This is a genomic window from Pseudomonas sp. F8002 (assembly GCF_013385495.1).
Lineage (GTDB): Bacteria > Pseudomonadota > Gammaproteobacteria > Pseudomonadales > Pseudomonadaceae > Aquipseudomonas.
In genome coordinates, this window is the sequence record NZ_JACAPW010000055.1 from 1 (window position 1) to 17,666 (window position 17,666).

16 protein-coding genes are annotated in these 17,666 nt (G+C 63.1%); 6 read left to right on the plus strand and 10 right to left on the minus strand.

Annotated features, from left to right (window positions below; genetic code table 11):
• Positions 1-228: 228 nt before the first annotated feature.
• From HX811_RS31220 to HX811_RS31245, 6 genes are all read left to right on the plus strand, one after another.
• The gene (locus HX811_RS31220) at positions 229-1,155 is read left to right on the plus strand and encodes a substrate-binding domain-containing protein (protein WP_003215780.1); all 927 of its coding nucleotides are present in this window, start codon (positions 229-231) and stop codon (positions 1,153-1,155) included.
• 63 nt (positions 1,156-1,218) lie between these two features.
• On the plus strand, positions 1,219-2,727 hold the full coding sequence (locus HX811_RS31225; protein WP_008430598.1) for a sugar ABC transporter ATP-binding protein: 1,509 nt from the start codon (positions 1,219-1,221) through the stop codon (positions 2,725-2,727).
• The gene (locus HX811_RS31230; RefSeq protein WP_003215773.1) at positions 2,693-3,685 is read left to right on the plus strand and encodes an ABC transporter permease; all 993 of its coding nucleotides are present in this window, start codon (positions 2,693-2,695) and stop codon (positions 3,683-3,685) included. Before HX811_RS31225 ends, HX811_RS31230 begins: the two co-directional genes overlap by 35 nt.
• Positions 3,686-3,754: 69 nt before the next feature.
• Positions 3,755-4,834 (plus strand): alcohol dehydrogenase catalytic domain-containing protein, encoded by a 1,080-nt coding sequence (locus HX811_RS31235; RefSeq protein ID WP_032898587.1) that lies wholly within the window; start codon positions 3,755-3,757, stop codon positions 4,832-4,834.
• A 1-nt stretch (position 4,835) separates the two neighbouring features.
• Complete coding sequence (locus HX811_RS31240; protein WP_177048769.1) at positions 4,836-6,368, plus strand: FGGY-family carbohydrate kinase; 1,533 nt, start codon at positions 4,836-4,838, stop codon at positions 6,366-6,368.
• A gap of 138 nt (positions 6,369-6,506) precedes the next feature.
• Complete coding sequence (locus HX811_RS31245) at positions 6,507-7,232, plus strand: SDR family oxidoreductase (protein ID WP_177048771.1); 726 nt, start codon at positions 6,507-6,509, stop codon at positions 7,230-7,232.
• Here the strand turns inward: HX811_RS31245 and HX811_RS31250 are convergent.
• The 10 genes from HX811_RS31250 to HX811_RS31295 all read right to left on the minus strand — a co-directional run bounded on the left by HX811_RS31250 (position 7,229) and on the right by HX811_RS31295 (position 17,447).
• On the minus strand, positions 7,229-8,233 hold the full coding sequence (locus tag HX811_RS31250) for a LacI family DNA-binding transcriptional regulator (RefSeq protein WP_177048773.1): 1,005 nt from the start codon (positions 8,231-8,233) through the stop codon (positions 7,229-7,231). The two genes, HX811_RS31245 and HX811_RS31250, sit on opposite strands and share 4 nt — an antisense overlap.
• A 51-nt stretch (positions 8,234-8,284) precedes the next feature.
• On the minus strand, positions 8,285-9,148 hold the full coding sequence (locus HX811_RS31255; protein ID WP_008430591.1) for a LysR family transcriptional regulator: 864 nt from the start codon (positions 9,146-9,148) through the stop codon (positions 8,285-8,287).
• A 163-nt stretch (positions 9,149-9,311) separates the two neighbouring features.
• Positions 9,312-10,715, minus strand: coding sequence for an amidase (locus HX811_RS31260; RefSeq protein WP_177048775.1), 1,404 nt, complete (start codon positions 10,713-10,715; stop codon positions 9,312-9,314).
• Complete coding sequence (locus HX811_RS31265; protein WP_177048777.1) at positions 10,712-11,983, minus strand: Zn-dependent hydrolase; 1,272 nt, start codon at positions 11,981-11,983, stop codon at positions 10,712-10,714. The genes HX811_RS31260 and HX811_RS31265 overlap by 4 nt, the downstream gene beginning before the upstream one ends.
• Positions 11,984-11,996: 13 nt before the next feature.
• Entirely contained in the window at positions 11,997-12,692 is a 696-nt protein-coding gene (locus HX811_RS31270) for an ABC transporter ATP-binding protein (protein ID WP_008430585.1), read from the minus strand.
• Positions 12,692-13,441, minus strand: coding sequence for an ABC transporter ATP-binding protein (locus HX811_RS31275; protein ID WP_003215756.1), 750 nt, complete (start codon positions 13,439-13,441; stop codon positions 12,692-12,694). The genes HX811_RS31270 and HX811_RS31275 overlap by 1 nt, the downstream gene beginning before the upstream one ends.
• Positions 13,438-14,448, minus strand: coding sequence for a branched-chain amino acid ABC transporter permease (locus HX811_RS31280; RefSeq protein ID WP_087694650.1), 1,011 nt, complete (start codon positions 14,446-14,448; stop codon positions 13,438-13,440). Before HX811_RS31280 ends, HX811_RS31275 begins: the two co-directional genes overlap by 4 nt.
• Position 14,449: 1 nt before the next feature.
• Positions 14,450-15,310, minus strand: a complete 861-nt coding sequence (locus HX811_RS31285; protein WP_003215751.1) for a branched-chain amino acid ABC transporter permease — start codon at positions 15,308-15,310, stop codon at positions 14,450-14,452.
• 67 nt (positions 15,311-15,377) lie between these two features.
• The gene (locus HX811_RS31290) at positions 15,378-16,580 is read right to left on the minus strand and encodes an ABC transporter substrate-binding protein (RefSeq protein WP_003215749.1); all 1,203 of its coding nucleotides are present in this window, start codon (positions 16,578-16,580) and stop codon (positions 15,378-15,380) included.
• 96 nt (positions 16,581-16,676) lie between these two features.
• Positions 16,677-17,447, minus strand: a complete 771-nt coding sequence (locus tag HX811_RS31295) for a FadR/GntR family transcriptional regulator (protein ID WP_008430577.1) — start codon at positions 17,445-17,447, stop codon at positions 16,677-16,679.
• Between the last annotated feature and the right edge of the window lie 219 nt (positions 17,448-17,666).

Sequence of the window (17,666 nt, forward strand, 5' to 3'; positions counted from 1 at the left end):
GCCCCGTTAAACCACGCTGGCCGGAGTGAGGGCACTCCGAGCCTAAGCGAGGAGCCGCTGTAAGAGCGGAACCATAAGCGGCCGTTACCGCAGCAACGGATATGTCCACCACACCCGCCACCACCGATCAAACACCCCTTGCGACCCCCCAATTTCTTTGCTAGCTTCTTACAAAATGTTAACGATAACATTTGCTCTAAAAATAAAAACAAAACAGAGATCCCCACCATGAAAATGCTTCCGAAAACCCTGTGTTTGTTGGCTCTGAGCATCAATCTTGGCACCGCTGGCCTGGCACTGGCCGACACCAAACCCGCCCCCATCCGCATCGGCGCGTCCTTCCAGGAAATCAACAACCCTTACTTCGTCACCATGAAAGACGCCCTGCAGGAAGCCGGGGCGACCATCGGTGCGCAGTTGATCATCACCGACGCCCGCCACGACGTGTCCAAACAGGTCAGCGACGTCGAAGACATGCTGCAAAAAGGCATCGACATCCTGCTGATCAACCCCACCGATTCCGTCGGCGTGCAATCAGCCGTCAAATCCGCCCACGCCGCCGGCGTAGTCGTGGTCGCCGTCGACGCCCAGGCCGAAGGCCCACTGGACTCCTTCGTCGGCTCGAAAAACTTCGACGCCGGCTTCCAGGCCTGCGAATACCTGGCCAAGAACATCGGCGACAAGGGCAATATCGCCATCCTCGACGGCATCGCCGTGGTACCGATCCTGGAGCGCGTGCGCGGTTGCAAGGAGGCCGTGGCCAAGCACCCGGACATCAAGATCGTGAGCATCCAGAACGGCAAGCAGGAACGTGACCAGGCGCTGACCGTCACCGAAAACATGCTGCAGGCCCAGCCCACCCTCAAGGGCATTTTCAGCGTCAATGACAACGGCTCCCTCGGCGCACTCTCGGCCATCGAAGCCAGCGGCCTGGACGTCAAACTGGTGAGCGTCGACGGCGCGCCGGAAGCGATCAAGGCCATCCAGAAACCCGGCAGCAAATTCATCGCCACCTCCGCGCAATACCCGCGTGACCAGATCCGCCTCGCCCTGGGCATCGCCCTGGCCAAGAAGTGGGGCTCGCAAGTGCCGGCCACGATCCCGGTGGACATCACCCTGATTGACCAGGCCAAGGCCAAGGATTTCAGTTGGTAAAACACCCAGGCCCCACGCCAGGCGTGGGGCACAGGTCATCCATCTGAATGCGAGGTCGGCGGTATGAGCAGTCTTCTGAAGCTGGAAAATATCTGTAAGCGCTATCCGGGGGTGCAAGCCCTCAAGGCGATCAACCTGGAAGTGCAGCGCGGCGAGATTCATGCCTTGCTCGGGGAAAACGGTGCAGGCAAATCGACCTTGATGAAGATCCTTGGCGGGGTCGAGCACCAGGACGAAGGGCAGATCCTGATCGACGGTGAGGCTCGGCAGTTCGCGACGTATCGTGATGCGATTGCCGCCGGCATCGGCATTGTGTTCCAGGAATTCAGCCTGATTCCCTACCTCACGGCGGTGGAAAATATTTTCCTCGGCCATGAGCTGAGCAACCGTTTTGGCCTGTTGCGCAAGCGCGAAATGGTCGAGGCGAGCGAGGCGTTGTTCAAGCGCCTCGGTGTCAGTATTGACCTGCAATGCGCGGTCAGGCACCTGAGCGTGGCCGAGCAGCAATTCGTCGAGATCGCCAAGGCGCTGGCCCTGGACGCGCGGCTGCTGGTGCTCGACGAACCCACCGCCACCCTCACGCCGAGCGAAGCCGAGCTGCTGTTCGAAATCATGCGTGAACTCAAGCGCCAGGGTGTGGCGGTGATTTTTATCTCCCACCACCTGGAGGAAATTTTCCAGGTCTGCGACCGCATCAGCGTGCTGCGCGACGGCGGCAATGTGGGCGTCACCGATGTGGCCGACAGCGATATCGACCGCCTGGTGGAAATGATGGTCGGGCGGCGCCTGGAGTGCAGTTTTCCGCCCAAGCCCACCGCCGCACGCGGGCCGCTGTTGCTGGAGGTCAAGGACATCCAGTTGGTGCGCAACGGCCCCCATAACCACTTTGAATTGCACAAGGGCGAGATTCTCGGCTTTGCCGGCCTGGTGGGTTCCGGGCGTACCGAATTGGCGCTGGGCATGATGGGCGCGCTGCCGTCGGTGAGCAAAGACGTGTGGCTGCGGGGTGAACAAATCACCCTCGACGACCCGGCCCAGGCCTTGGCCCATGGCATCGGCCTGCTGCCGGAAAGCCGCAAGACCGAAGGGCTGATCACCGATTTCAGCATTCGCGAAAACATCTCTCTCAACAACCTGCCCAAATACCAGAACGCCAGCGGCCTGATCGACAAGGACAAGGAATGCGCCAGCGTTGAAGCGCTGATGCGCCAGCTGTCGATCAAGGCCCCCAGCGGCGAGAGCCGGGTGTTCAACCTCAGCGGCGGCAACCAGCAGAAAGTCGTGATTGCCCGCTGGATCAACCATCACTGCGACGTGCTGGTGTTCGACGAACCCACCCGTGGCATCGACGTCGGTGCCAAGGCGCAGATCTACGCACTGATGCGCAGCCTCACCGAACAGGGCTACGCAATCATCATGATTTCCTCGGAACTGCCGGAAGTCATCGGCATGTGCGACCGCGTCGCGGTGTTCCACAAGGGCGCCATCGTCAAGGTACTGGAAGCGTCTGCCGTCAATCCTCAAGAGGTCATGCGCCATGCAACAGGGGGCTCAAGTGAATACGTCCATTAATGCCGTGGGGCCTGGCCGGCTGCGCCTGAACCTGGCGCGGTTGATCCGCTCACCGGCGTTTTATCCCTTTGTCGGGCTGCTGGTGGTGACGTTGGTGATGATCTTCGCCAGCGATAACTTCCTGACGGCCAACAACCTGTCGAACATCGCGCGCCAGGTGTCGATCAACGCAATTATCGCGGTGGGCATGACCTGCGTGATTCTCACCGGCGGCATCGATTTGTCGGTGGGGCCGGTGATGGCGTTGTCCGGCACCTTGACCGCCGGCTTGATGGTCGCAGGCTTGCCGCCGGGCCTGGCGATTGGCGCCGGGATGCTGGTCGGCGTGGCGTTCGGCATCGGCAATGGCCTGTTCGTCGCCTACCTGCACATGCCGCCGATCATCGTCACCCTGGCGACCATGGGCATCGCCCGCGGGTTCGGCCTGATGTACACCGACGGCTATCCGATTTCCGGTTTGCCGGAGTGGTTCGGCTTCTTTGGCCGCGAAAGCCTGTTCGGCATTTCGGTGCCGATCCTGATCATGTTGGTGACGTACCTGGCGGCCTATGTGCTGCTGCAACACACCCGCATCGGCCGCTATATCTACGCGATCGGCGGCAACGAGGAAGCGGTGCGCCTGTCCGGCGTGCGGGCGGCGCGCTTCAAATTGCTGGTGTATGGCATCAGCGGTTTGACCGCCGCGATTGCCGGGCTGGTGCTGACCTCACGCTTGATGAGCGGCCAGCCGAATGCCGGGGTGTCGTTCGAACTCGACGCGATTGCCGCGGTGGTCCTGGGCGGCGCCTCGATTGCCGGTGGGCGCGGGGTAATCGTCGGCACCTTGCTCGGCGCCATGCTGCTGGGGGTGTTGAACAACGGCTTGAACATGCTCGGGGTCTCGCCCTATGTCCAGAGCGTGATCAAGGGCGGGATCATTTTGCTGGCGATCTTCATCAGCCGTCAGCGCCACAAGTAAACCGGTTATCTCCACGCGGCCATGGTGGCCGCGATGGGTTCTCTCATGCTCAAGAAAGGTCCGCACATCATGGAAAAGCACAACCAAATGCAAGCCGTCGTCTGCCACGGCCCGAAAGATTACCGCCTGGAACGCATCAGCAAACCCCAGGCGCGGGTCAATGAACTGGTGATTCGCATCGCCGCCTGCGGCATCTGCGCCAGTGACTGCAAATGCCACTCCGGCGCCGCGATGTTCTGGGGCGGCGACAACCCGTGGGTCAAGGCCCCGGTGGTGCCGGGGCACGAGTTCTTTGGCTACGTGGTGGAAGCGGGCGAGGGCGCCGAGGAGCACTTTGAGGTGAAGGTCGGCGACAAGGTGATCGCCGAGCAGATCGTGCCATGTGGCAAGTGCCGCTTCTGCAAGTCCGGCAAGTACTGGATGTGCGAGGTGCACAACATCTTCGGCTTCCAGCGTGAAGTCGCCGAGGGTGGCATGGCCCAGTACATGCGTATTCCCAAGACTGCCATCGTGCACAAGATTCCGGAGTCGGTGTCCCTGGAAGATTCGGCGCTGATCGAGCCGATGTCCTGCGCGATTCACACCGTCAACCGCGGTGAGATCCAGCTGGATGACGTGCTGGTTATTGCTGGTGCCGGCACCCTGGGCCTGTGCATGGTGCAAGTGGCCGCCCTGAAAACGCCGAAGAAGCTGGTGGTGATCGACATGGTCGACGAGCGCCTGGAACTGGCGAAGCAGTACGGTGCCGACGTGGTGATCAACCCGTCCCGGGATAACGCCCGGGAGATCATCAATAGCCTGACCGACAACTACGGCTGCGACGTGTACATCGAAACCACCGGCGTACCGGCGGGCGTTACCCAGGGCCTGGACTTGATCCGCAAGCTCGGGCGGTTTGTCGAGTTCAGCGTGTTTGGCGCCGAAACCAGCGCCGACTGGTCGATCATCGGCGACCGCAAGGAGCTGGACGTACGCGGTGCGCACCTGGGGCCGTATTGCTACCCGGTGGCCATCGACCTGTTCGAGCGTGGCCTGGTGACGTCCAAGGGCATCGTGACCCATGACTTCGGGCTGGACAGCTGGGCCGAAGCGTTTGAGCTGGCCAACTCGACCAAGTCGATCAAGGTGCTGCTGAAGCCGGTGCTCTGACATGAACTACGTAATGGGTGTGGACATCGGCACGCAAAGCACCAAGGCGCTGCTGGTGGATGCGGACGGCCTGATCATCGCCCAGCACAGCCAGGGGTATCGCGTGGATACCCCGAAAGTGCGCTGGGCCGAGCAGTGGCCGCAGGTCTGGCTGGATGCGGTGGAGGCCTGCGTCGCCCAGTGCATGGCCAAGGCCGGCGTGGCAAAAGAGCAGGTCAAGGCGCTGTGCATCAGCAGCCTGTACGGCGGCTCGGGGATTGCCGTGGACGCGCAGATCACGCCGCTGCACCCATGCCTGATCTGGATGGACCGGCGCGCGGGCGAGCAAGTGGAGTGGGTGCGCGAGCATGTGGACCTGGAGCGGCTGTTCACGATCACCGGCAACTCGGTGGACAGCTACTACGGTTTCACCAAGATGCTCTGGCTCAAGCAGCACCAGCCGCAGGTGTGGGCCAACACCCGCTACCTGCTGCCGCCCAACAGCTACATCAACTGGTGCCTGACCGGCGAGTTGGCGGTGGACCACAGCAGCGCCGGCAATATCGGTGGTGTCTACGATGTGGCCCGGCGCGGCTGGTCGGCCGAGATGCTGGCGGCGCTTGGGATTCCGTTGGCGATGATGCCGGAGCGTTTGCTGTATTCCGGTGAAGTGGTCGGTGGTTTGCTGGAGGAATGGGCCCGGCGGCTGGGCTTGCAGGCCGGCACGCCGATCCTGGCCGGGGGCGTGGATGCGGCCATGGCCACATTGGCGGCCGGGGTGACGCGGCCGGGCAATCACGTGGCGATGATCGGCACCAGCATGTGCTGGGGTTATCTCAATCAGCAGGTGGATGCGCGCCATGGCCTGGTGAGCATGCCCCACGTCTATAACGGCCATCAGGACCTGTACATCTTCGGTGGTGCGATCACCGCCGGGGCGTCGGTGAGCTGGTTTCGCGAACAGTTCTGCCAGGCAGAGGAGCAGCAGGCGAAAGAGACTGGCCAGGACAGTTTGTGGCTGCTGGAGCAGAGCGCCGCGAAGATCCCGGCGGGCAGTGAAGGGCTGTTGTTCCTGCCGTATCTCATGGGCGAACGCAGCCCGGTGTGGGATGACCGAGCCAGCGGCAGCTTTGTCGGGCTGAACCTGTATCACAGCCGGATCCACCTGTACCGCGCGGTGCTCGAAGGGGTGAGTTTTGCCCTGCGGCACAATATCGAAGCGGGCACCCGTGGGGCGCATTCCCTTGATCCACGGCTGATTGTGGTGGGTGGGGCGAGCCATTCGGATTTGTGGATGCAGATTATTGCGGACATCACCCATTACCCGGTCTACACCATTGTGCAAGAGGTGGAGGCGGCCTTGGGCGCGGCGTTGCTGGCGGCCCATGCGGTGGGGGTGGTGGATGACCGGCAGATGGAGAAAGGTTGGGTGCAGTTGGAGCTGCGGGCGGAGCCGGAGGCGGGGAATGTCGGGGTGTATGACCGGGCGTTTGCCAGCTATCTGGAGCTGTATCCGGCCTTGAAACCGGTGATGCACAGCTTGCAATTGAATTAAGCGAACACTGATCCAAATGTGGGAGCGGGCTTGCTCGCGAATACGGTGTATCAGTGCCGGATTTATTGCCTGACCCACCGCATTCGCGAGCAAGCCCGCTCCCACATGGGATCTCCATCGTTTTAGAGATCGTGAACCATGAACGCTATTTTTGACTTCACCAAGCAGCGCATCCTCGTCACCGGCGCAAGCAGCGGCATCGGCCGGGAAATTGCCCTACAACTGATCGCCAGCGGCGCCCAGGTTTTCGCCCTGGGCCGCGACGCTCAGGCCCTGGCCCAACTCGGTTGCGAAACCCTGTGCCTGGACATCGCCAACAGCGCCGCCCTGGACCTGGCCCTGCAAGGCCTGCCGCCGATGCATGGACTGGTCAACTGCGCCGGAATTTCCCGCCTGGAACCCGCCGCGGCCATCAGCGCCGAAGCCTTCGACCAGGTGATGAACGTCAACGCCCGCGCCGCGGCCCAGGTCGCCAGCCGTATCGCTGCGGCGATGATTGAAGCGAAGATTCCCGGCAGCATCGTCAACGTCTCAAGCCAGGCCTCACTGGTAGCCCTGGACGATCACCTCGGCTACTGCGCCTCCAAGGCCGCACTGGACGCCATCACCCGCGTGCAATGCGCCGAATGGGGCCGCTTCGGAATTCGCGTCAACAGCGTCAACCCCACCGTCACCCTCACGCCCATGGCACAGATGGCCTGGTCGGCGCCCGCCAAGCGCGACCCGGCATTGGTGGCGATTCCCCTGGGGCGATTTGCCGAAACGGCGGAAGTGGCACTGCCGGTGTTGTTCCTGCTGAGCGATGCCGCCAGCATGATCAGCGGCGTCAGCCTGCCGATCGACGGCGGCTACACCAGCCGCTAGCCGTTCTCCAGCTTGCCGGCGATCACCACCTTGTCCCGCGGTTTGTGCGGGTCTTCGAGACGGTCCAGCAGCAGCCGCACCGCGCTGCTGCCGGCCAGTGACGCGTCGTGGGCCACGCAGGCAATCGGCACGCCGAAGATATCGGCGAAGGGCAGGCGGTCGATGCCGCAGATGGTCAGGCTTTCGTGGGGGATGTTGTGCATGCGCAACGCACGCAAGGCGCCGAGGGTGATCAACTGGTTGAAGCCCATGATCGCGTCCGGCGCCGAGTGCTCGGCCAGGTAGTCGAGGGTGTGCAGGTAGGAGGGCATCAGCGTGTAGTCGCCGGCACACACTTCGACCTGCACCTGCGGGTGCTCGGCCAGCACTTCTTTCAGGCCCTTGAGGCGTTCCATGGTGATGCGCGAATGCTCGGGCCCGGTCAGCACCAGCAGGCGCTTGAGGTTCGGGGTTTGCCGCACCAGGTACTGCGTCGCCTCGATGCCGCTGTGATAGTTGTCCAGCACCACGCGGCTGAACGGGCTGTCGTGGATGGTGCGATCGAGCAGCACCACCGGCGTCTTGCCGTTACCCAGGCGCTCCAGATAGTCCGGCTGGTAGCTGGGCTCGTCGGAGACCGGCGACAGGATGATCCCCGCCACGCGGTAGCCCAGCAGCGTGTCGACTGCCTTGCTTTCCAGTTCTTCCAGTTCGTCGGTATCCACCAGCATGATGGTGTAGCCATGCTTTTTCGCCTCGCGGGAAATCGCCTTGATCATCTCGCTGTAGAAGGGGTTGTCGACCGAAGCGGTGATCACGCCGATGATCAGGCTTTCACTGCGCTTGAGCCCGCGGGCAAAGGCGTTGGGCACGTAGTCCAGCTCCCGCGCCACTTCGAGAATCCGCGCCAGGGTGGCGGGCTTGACCAGGTCGGGTTTGCTCAGCGCCCGGGACACCGTGATGGTGGTCATGTTGACCCGTTTGGCGATGTCGCTGATGGTGACGGACTTTTTCTTGTTCATCGGCAGGGGGGAACCAGGAGAAAACAACCTGAGGCTACCATGGGCACGGCTTCAAATCACCGGATCCCAGCGCTGCGACCAATCCTTTTCGGCCTCCACCACCGCCCGCAGCAACCCCAGCGCCTGCTGCAAAACCGCCGAATCGCGCTCGCGGGAATACACCAGGTACGTCGGGAAGCTGAACTCCGGCGCCTTGGGCACCCGTTCCATCACACCGCTGTCGAGGTAGCTCTGTACCACCCGCGTGCGGAAATACCCGGCACCGCCGTTTTCCAGGATGTACTGCAACGCCAGTGGCCCCAGATTGAAACTCAGGGCTGCGCGGGCCTTGTCCGGCAGTGCGGCGTCGTGCTGCTGGCGAAAGCCCTGGCCCCAGTCGATATACACGTAGGGCTCGGGCCGGGCGGCCAGTTGCACCAGGATCAGTTTTTCTTCCAGCACCTGCTCCACCTGCAACCCCGGCCAGTATTGCGGCTGGAACACCAGCGCGGCGTCCAGCACCCCCAGTTCCAGCTGGCGTAACAGGTACTCGCCTTCGCGAATCTCGGTGCGCAGGGCATGGCCGGGAATGTGTTCCCGCAAGGCCTGGGCCCAGCCGAGCATCAGCGGGTTGCACAGGCTGACTTCGCCACCGATGTGCAGCACGTTGCGGTAGCCGTCGGGTAATGGCAGGTCGCGGCGTGCGGCTTCCCAGGTCTGGACAAGCTGGTTGGCGTAGACCACGAACGCCTCGCCGTCCGGGGTCAGGCGGGCACCGGCGCGGTTGCGCACGAACAGGGTACTGTTGAGCTGGCTTTCGAGGTTTTTGACCCGGGCGGTGATTGCCGTCTGGGTGACGTGCAGTTTCTCGGCCGCCGCGGCGAGGCTGCCGCAGCGGGTGATTTCGAGGAAGGTGCGTGCCAGTTCGATGTCCATGAAACCCCCTTGGATGATAGGAGGCATTGTAGGGGCTGATGATTGGAATACGGACAAAAATGTGGGAGCGGGCTTGCTCGCGAAGGCGGTGTGTCAGTCAAGATATCCGGTGACTGACACACCGCCTTCGCGAGCAAGCCCGCTCCCACAGTTTGATTGCATTTCAAGTTGGGGTTTTGGGGGCTTGCAGGTGCTCGGTTGGAAAAGCCTTGGCATACGCCTGGCAAACTCTCAGCACCTGCTCATCCGCAAACCGCGCCCCCACCACATGCAGCCCCACCGGCAACCCATTGGCCGCCAATCCGCACGGCACCGACGCCGCCGGTTGCTGAGTCAGGTTGAAGGGATAGGTAAACGGCGTCCACTCCATCCATTCCCCTAGTCCCGAACCCGGCGGCACATTGTGCCCGGCCTCGAACGCGGTGATCGGCATCATCGGCGAAACCAGCACATCGTAATGCTCATGGAATGCCGCCATGCGCGCCACGAGCGCTGCCCGTGCTTCCAGCGCAGCGCTGTAATCGCTGAGGCTGATCTGTTCGCCCAGTCGAGCAATGCGCAGCAACCCCGGGTCCATCAGTTGCCGCTGCGCCTCGCTCAACGGCCCGGCCAGGCGCGCCGCACCGGCAAACCACAGGGTATTGAACACCTCCAGCGGATCACTGAACCCCGGATCAATCTGCTCAACATGAGCACCCAACTGCACCAGGCCTTCGACCGCTTTGGCGACGACCCTGGCCACTTGCGGGTCCACGTCCACATAACCGAAGTTCGGGCTGTAGGCGATACGCAGGCCCTTCAAGTCGGCCCCGGCGTGCAACCATGGCGTGGTCCGGGGCGCCCCGATCAAGCCGTCCCGCGCGTCCTGCTGGGCGATGGTTTGCAGCATCAGCACCGAGTCTTCCACGGTGCGGGTCATCGGCCCCAGGTGAGACAAAATGGTCATCGAACTGGCCGGCCATTGCGGCACGTAACCGAAAGTCGGCTTGATGCCAAAGGTGCCGGTGAACGCGCAGGGAATCCGGATCGAGCCACCGGCATCGCTGCCCTGGTGCAGCACGCCCAGGTTCAAGGCCGCCGCCGCCCCGGCACCGCCGGACGAGCCGCCGGCCGTCATGCGCGTATCCCAAGGGTTGCGGGTAATCCCATACAACGGATTATCCGTGACGCCTTTCCAGCCGAATTCCGGCGTGGTGGTCTTGCCCAGCAATACCGCGCCGGCCTTGCGCATGAAGGCCGAGAAGGGCGCATCCACATCCCATCGACCCTCGGCGGATGTGGTACGCGAACCCTTGCGCGTCGGCATGCCGATGGTCTGCGTCAGATCCTTGATGGACGCGGGCACCCCGTCCAGGGCCCCGCACGGCTGGCCCTTGAGCCAGCGCTGTTCCGAATCCCGCGCCGCCTTCAAGGCGCCTTCCGGGTCGACGTGGCAGTAGGCGTTGACCGCCGGGTTGTAGCGTTCGATCCGCAGCAATGCGTCTTCGGTGACCTCCACTGGCGACAGGCTTTTATCCCGATAGCGGGCCAGCAGCTCAACTGCGGTCAGGTTGGCGATATCCGTCATGCCGCTTTACCTCCTTGCGCCGCGTTGACCATGGCCCGCAGCAACACCGCGCAGCCCGCCGCCAGGTCATCCGGCGCGGCGTTCTCGATTTCGTTATGGCTGATGCCGCCTTCGCACGGCACAAAGATCATTCCGGCCGGGCCCAGTTCGGCGACGAAGATCGCGTCATGCCCGGCGCCGCTGACGATGTCCATATGGCTCAGGCCCAGGCTGCTCGCGCCATCACGCACGGCGTTGACACAGGCAGGGTTGAAGTCCAGTGGCGGGAAGTCGGCAGTGGGTGTCAGCTCAAAGCTCAAGCCGTGTTGTTCGGCAGTCGCTTCGATCACCTGGCGCACTTCGTCGACCATCGCTTGCAGCTTGTCGGCGTGCAGGTGGCGCAGGTCGATGGTCATGTGCACCTGGCCGGGAATCACGTTGCGCGAGCCGGGATGCAGGCTCAGGCAACCGACGGTGCCGCAGGCATGGGGTTGTTGTTCGTGGGCGATGCGATTCACCGCGCTGACCACTTGCGCCGCGCCTACCAGTGCGTCCTTGCGCAGGTGCATTGGCGTCGGGCCCGCGTGGGCTTCGACGCCAGTGAGCGTCAGGTCGAACCACTTCTGGCCCAGGCAGCCCATGACCACGCCGATGGTGGTGGCCTGGTCTTCCAGCACTGGGCCCTGCTCGATATGCGCCTCGAAATAGGCGCCCACCGGATGGCCCGGCACGGCGCGGGAGCCGGCGTAGCCGATGCGCTGCAATTCAGCGCCCACCGACAGCCCTTGCTCGTCCTGCTTGTCGAGGGTTTCCTGCAGGTCGAACTTACCGGCGAACACCCCGGAACCCATCATGCACGGCGGGAATCGCGAGCCTTCTTCGTTGGTCCACACCACCACTTCAATCGGCGCTTCGGTCTCGATGTTCAAATCATTGAGGGTGCGGATCACCTCCAGGCCAGCCATCACGCCGTAGCAACCGTCGAACTTGCCGCCGGTAGGCTGGGTGTCGATATGGCTGCCGGTCATCACCGGCGCCAGTGCCGGATTACGCCCGGCACGGCGGGCAAAGATGTTGCCGATGGCGTCGACGCTGACGCTGCACCCGGCGGCTTCGCACCATTGCACGAACAGGTCGCGGGCCTGGCGGTCGAGGTCGGTGAGGGCCAGGCGGCACACGCCGCCCTTGGGGGTGGCGCCGAGGCGGGCGAGGTCCATCAGCGATTGCCACAGGCGCTCGCGGTTGATCAGCGGGGCGTTGCTCTGGAGCGGTTGCGCAAAACTATTCATCAGCAGTCTCCGGTCAGGCACTCAGGGCCAGGTAACGGTTCTTGATCGTCGGGTCGGCGCGGAAGGCTTCGGCACTGCCTTCGTACACCACGCGGCCCTGTTCGAGGACGTAATGGCGGTCGGCGAGCTTGTCGCAGACCATCAGGTTCTGTTCCACCAGCAGCACCGGCAGGCCGTCTTCCTTGACCTTGCGCAGGATCTTCACCAGCTCGTCGACGATCACCGGCGCGAGGCCTTCGGTGGGCTCATCGAGGATCAGCAGCTTGGGATCGTTGAGCAGCGCGCGGGCGATGGCGAGCATCTGTTGCTCACCGCCGGACAGCGCGTGGCCGGCGTTTTTGCGGCGCTCCTTGAGGCGCGGGAACATGCCGTACACGTCTTCCATCTGCCAGCGGCTGGTCTTGCGCACGGCAATGCGCAGGTTTTCCTCCACCGTGAGCAGGCGGAAAATCCCGCGGTTCTCCGGCACCAGCGCCAGACCCTGGCGGGCGATTTCGAAGATTTTCTGCCCCACCAGCGGCTGGCCGTTGAAGTGAATCTGGCCCTGGCGCGGGCAGATAATCCCGAGGATGCTACGCAGGGTGGTGGTCTTGCCGGCACCGTTGCGCCCCAGCAGGGTCACCAGTTCGCCAGGGTTGACGGTCAGGGACACGCCTTCAAGGACGTGGCTCTTGTCGTAGTAGGAATGGATATTGTCGACGGTCAGCATCAGGCGGCTTCTCCCAAATAGGCGGTGCGCACGCGCTCGTCGGCGCGCACGAATTCCGGCGTGCCTTCCACCAGGATCTGGCCGTGGCTCATCACGGTGATGCGTTGGCTGATGGACATGACGATGCTCATGTTGTGCTCGATCAGCAGCACGGTATGGTCGCGGCCGAGGTCGCTGATCAGTTGGGTCATGATCGGGATGTCGTCGATGCCCATGCCCGAGGTGGGTTCGTCGAGCATCAGCAGCTTGGGTCTGGAGCAGATCGACATGCCGACTTCCAGCACCCGCTGCTGACCGTGGGACAACTCGCCGGCCAGGGTGTCGGCGCGGGCGGTGAGTTGCAGGCGTTCCAGCACCTGGTCGGCCATTTCCAGGTGTTCGCGCTTGCTGTCGACCCGGCGCCAGAAGTTCAGGGCGCGGGCGCCGTCGCGACCCTGGGCGGCCAGGCGCAGGTTTTCGCGCACGCTGAGGTTCTGGAACAGGCTGGTGAGCTGGAACGAGCGCGCCATGCCCAGGCCGACGCGGCCGTGGGCCGGTTTGCGCATCAGGTTCTTGCCATCGAAATGAATTGCTCCGGCGGTGGCCTGGCGTTCGCCGGTCAGGCAGTGGAACAGGCTGGTCTTGCCCGCGCCATTGGGGCCGATGATGGTGTGGATGGTGCCGGCTTCGACCTTGAGGTTGACACCGTTCACCGCGTGGAACGCACCGTAGGCCAGTTCCAGGTTCTTGGTTTCCAGCAGGATGCTCATGACAGCTTCTCCTTGGTCACAACGTCGGCCTTGCGGCTGCCGCGCACACGGTCGAACAGGGTCGACAGACCACCCCACAAACCGCCGCGCATGAAGATCACCACCAGGATCAGGATCACCCCCAGCAGCATCAGCCAGCGCGGCCACAGATCGGAAAGGAAGTCCCCCAGCAGCACGATGGAACCGGCGCCCAGCAACGAGCCGAACAGCGAGCCGGTGCCGCCGACGATGGTCATGATCAGGATGTTCTCGGACATCGCCAGGTCGATGTTCGACAGCGGCACAAAGTGCAGCAGCATCGCGTACAGCGCCCCGGCAATCCCGGTGACGGCGCCGGACAACACGAACACCAGGATCTTGAAGTGGCGGGTGTCATAGCCGATGGCCGAAGCGCGGGTTTCGTTTTCGCGAATCGCCATCAGCGTGCTGCCGAATGGAGAGGCGATCACCCGGCGGGCGCCGATGAAGATCAGCAGGAACAGCACCGCGACAAACCCGTAGAACGCGCGGGCGTCGGTCAGCGACAGCAGCACGGTGTCACCGATGCGGATTTCCGGGCGCGGCACGCTGAGCAGGCCGTTGTCGCCGCCGGTCCAGTCGCTCAGGGTGTAGGCGACGAAGTAGGCCATCTGGCTGAAGGCCAGGGTCAGCATCACGAAGTAAATGCCGGTGCGGCGGATCGCCAGGGCGCCCACCAGGAAAGCCAGGAAACCACCGGCGACGGCGGCACCCAGCAGTGCGCTGAACAGCCCCAGTTGCAGGTGAATCATCAACAGCGCCGCGCAGTAGGCGCCGGCCCCGAAGAAGATGCCTTGGCCGAACGACAGCAGCCCGGTGTAACCCAGCAGCAGGTTGCAGGCGAGGGCGGCCATGGCAAATATCAGGATCTCGGTGGCCAGGGTCGCCGAGGGCAGAATCAAAGGCAGGCCGATCAATACCACGAGCACCAACAGCAGCATGTAGCGCGACTGGGTCTTGGCGAACGGCAGGGGATTTTTCTCGCTCATGTCAGGCTCTCCCGAACAGGCCGTAAGGACGCACCAGGATCACCACGGCCATCGCACCGTAGATCATCAGGCTCGCGCCCTGGGGCCAGAGTGTGGTCATCAGGCTTTGCACCACGCCGACCAGCAGGCCGCCCACCAGTGCACCGCTGAAGGAACCCATGCCGCCAATCACCACCACCACGAACGCCACGCCGAGGATTTCCGGGCCGACAAAGGGCTGGGCGCCGCGCAACGGGGCGAACAGCACACCGGCCACACCGGCGAGGGCCACGCCGAGGGCGAAGGTCATGGAGAACAGGCGGAAAATGTTGGTGCCCAGCAGGGACACGGTTTCCGTGCTTTCACTGCCGGCCCGCACCAGGGCGCCGAAGCGCGTGCGTTCCAGCAGCAGCCACAGGCCAAGGCCAACGAGGCCGGAGAACACGATCAGGAACAGGCGGTAGTAGGGGTAGACAAAATCGCCCACCACCAGCACCCCGCGCAGCAATTCCGGTACGGCGACACTCTTGCCCACCGGGCCCCAGATCATCACGCTGGCTTCCTGGATGATCAGGGCAATCCCCAGGGTCACCAGAATCTGGAACATGTGCGGCAAGTGATAAATCCGCTGGATCAATAATCGCTCGATCACCCAGGCCAGCGCGGCCACCACCAGCGGCGCGATCAGCAGTGCCAGCCAGAAGCTGCCGGTGAGGCTGACGGCGGTGTAGCAGATGTAGGCGCCCAGCAAAAAGAACGCACCGTGGGCGAAGTTGACGAAGTTCAGCAGGCCGAAAATGATCGTCAAGCCGACCGCGATCAGGAAGTAGATCATCCCAAGGCCCAGGCCGTTGAGAATCTGGAACAGGTAAAGGTTAAGCATGCAGGAACCCTCGGCAGGTGGCCGCATGAGCGGCCCTGCGCTGTGTCACCAGTAGATTTTCAGCGGATCAGCCGAGCACGCAGCCCGTGGCTTCCACCGGCGGGAACGACTGGCCGGAGCTGAGCACCTTGGCCAGATCGTCCTTGTCGGCCATGTCGCCTGCGGCCTTGCCCACCAGCAGGTAGTAGTCCTTGATCACCTGATGGTCGCCGGCGCGGATCGACTCCTTGCCGGTGGGGCCTTCGTAGCTCAGGCCCTGCATGGCCTTGGCCACGGTCGGCCCGTCGAAACTGCCGGTGGAGATGATGGTTTCGAGCATGACCTTGGTGCTGATGTAGTCGGCGGCCAGCGGGTAAGTGGGGTTGATGCCGTATTTGGCCTTGGTGAGTTTCACCAGGTCACGGTTGAGCGGGGTGTCGACCTGATGCCAGTACTGAGCGCCGAGGTACACACCTTCCAGTACGTCACTGCCCAGCTCCTGGAACTGGTCGAGGCCGGCGGACCACACCAGCAACACTTTCATGCGCTCCTTGATACCGAAGTTCACCGCCTGACGCAGGGTGTTGGACGACTGGCTGCCGAAGTTCAGCAGCACCAGCACGTCGGGTTTGGCGGCGATGGCATTGGTCAGGTAGCCGGAGAACTCCTGCTCCTGCAGCGAGTGGTAGCTGTTGCCGGCGTGTTCCAGGCCATGCTCGGCCAGCACCGATTTGGCGCCTTCGAGCAGGGCTTCGCCGAACACGTATTGCGGGGTGATGGTGTACCAGCGCTTGGCGTCGGGCAGCAGTTTGATCAGCGGCACGAGGGTCTCGCGGATCGCGCCGTAGGTCGGCACCGACCAGCGGAACGTGGCGCTGTTGCAGTCCTTGCCGGTGACTTCATCGGCGCCCACCGGGGTCATGAACACGCCACCGGCCTTGCTCACTTCCTTGGCCACCGCGAGTGCCGAAGACGACAGGGTACAGCCCTGGAAAAAGCGTGCGCCGTCCTGCTGGATCGCTTCCTGGACTTTACGCACGGCCTTGCCGGCGTTGCCTTCGGTGTCGATCACTTTGTAGACCAGCGGGCGGCCGAGCAACTCGGGATGCTGTTCCACCGCGAGGCGTGAACCCATGTCGGCAAATTTGCCATAACTGGCAAAGGCGCCAGACATGGACTTGAGGCCGTAAAAGGTAAAAGGCTCGGCGGCGAATGCAGAACGCACGCTCAGCGGGAGGCTGAGGGCGGCGGCTGCGGTGAGACTGGCTTTCAACAACGTACGACGCTGCATGGGGTGACTCCCTGGATTAGTTATTGGCAGGAGTGGCAATGGCGATACGGTGGAGCACGGCCTGTGGGCAGGCCTTTTATTGGTGGAGGGTGCGGCTTAGTGGTTGTGGTCGAACTCCAGCAGAAAGTGCGGGCTGACTTCACCTTCAAGGGCGGTCATGTGGTGTTCGGCGTCGCACATGTGTTCGTGCATCAGGCTGCGTACGGTGGCTTCGTCTTCGGCCCGGAAGGCGATCAGCAGTTGTTTGTGGTAGTCGAGGTTGGCGGCGTCGAATTGCTTGCGCTTGGGTTTGTAGGCTTTTTTCAGCACGACCAGGTCACGCAGCAGGTCGTTGAGGAATTGCGCCATGAAGCTCAGCAGCGGGTTGGGGCAGGCCTTGGCCAGCAGGTTGTGGAATTCCAGTTCGGCGATGCGTTGTTCGCGTTGGCCGGCTTCGCTGTCTTCGGGGGCGCTGCAGAAATCGACGTTGTCCTGGAGGGCGCGGTAGTCGTCTTCGCTCAGGCGACCCAGGACCGAGACGGCGAGTTCGACTTCGATGACTTTGCGCAGCTGGTAGACCTGTTGGCCGTCCAGGTGCTGGAAGTGCAGGTAGTTGCGCAGGGCGCGGCTGGCGGGTTCGGTGCCGGCCTGGTTGAGATAGGCGCCGCCGCTGGGGCCGGTGCGGGTGTTGACCAGGCCTTCGACTTCCAGCGCCTTGAGGGCTTCGCGGGCGGAGCCTTTGGAGCACTGGAAGCTTTCCATCAGTTCGCGTTCGGTGGGCAAGCGGTCGCCGGGCTTCAGGGCATCGGTGACGATGGAGCGTTTGACCGACTCGACGATCACGTCGGAGAGCTTCTGGCGTTTGCGGCGCAGCGGGCGGCTTAGCATGGTGTTTGATTGATCCTATTAATGCGGATTAATAGTACTTAATAGGGATTTGGGGTGAGGCGTCAACGGAGGGGGTCGCTTTTGGTTTGGATGGGTCGTAAATGGTGGGGGTGTGCATATCCGTTGCTGCGGTAACGGCCGCCTATGGTTCCGCTCTTACAGCGGCTCACTTTTGAAGAGCGCAAAAGTAAGCAAAACGCTCTTGCCCCACCACTCGGC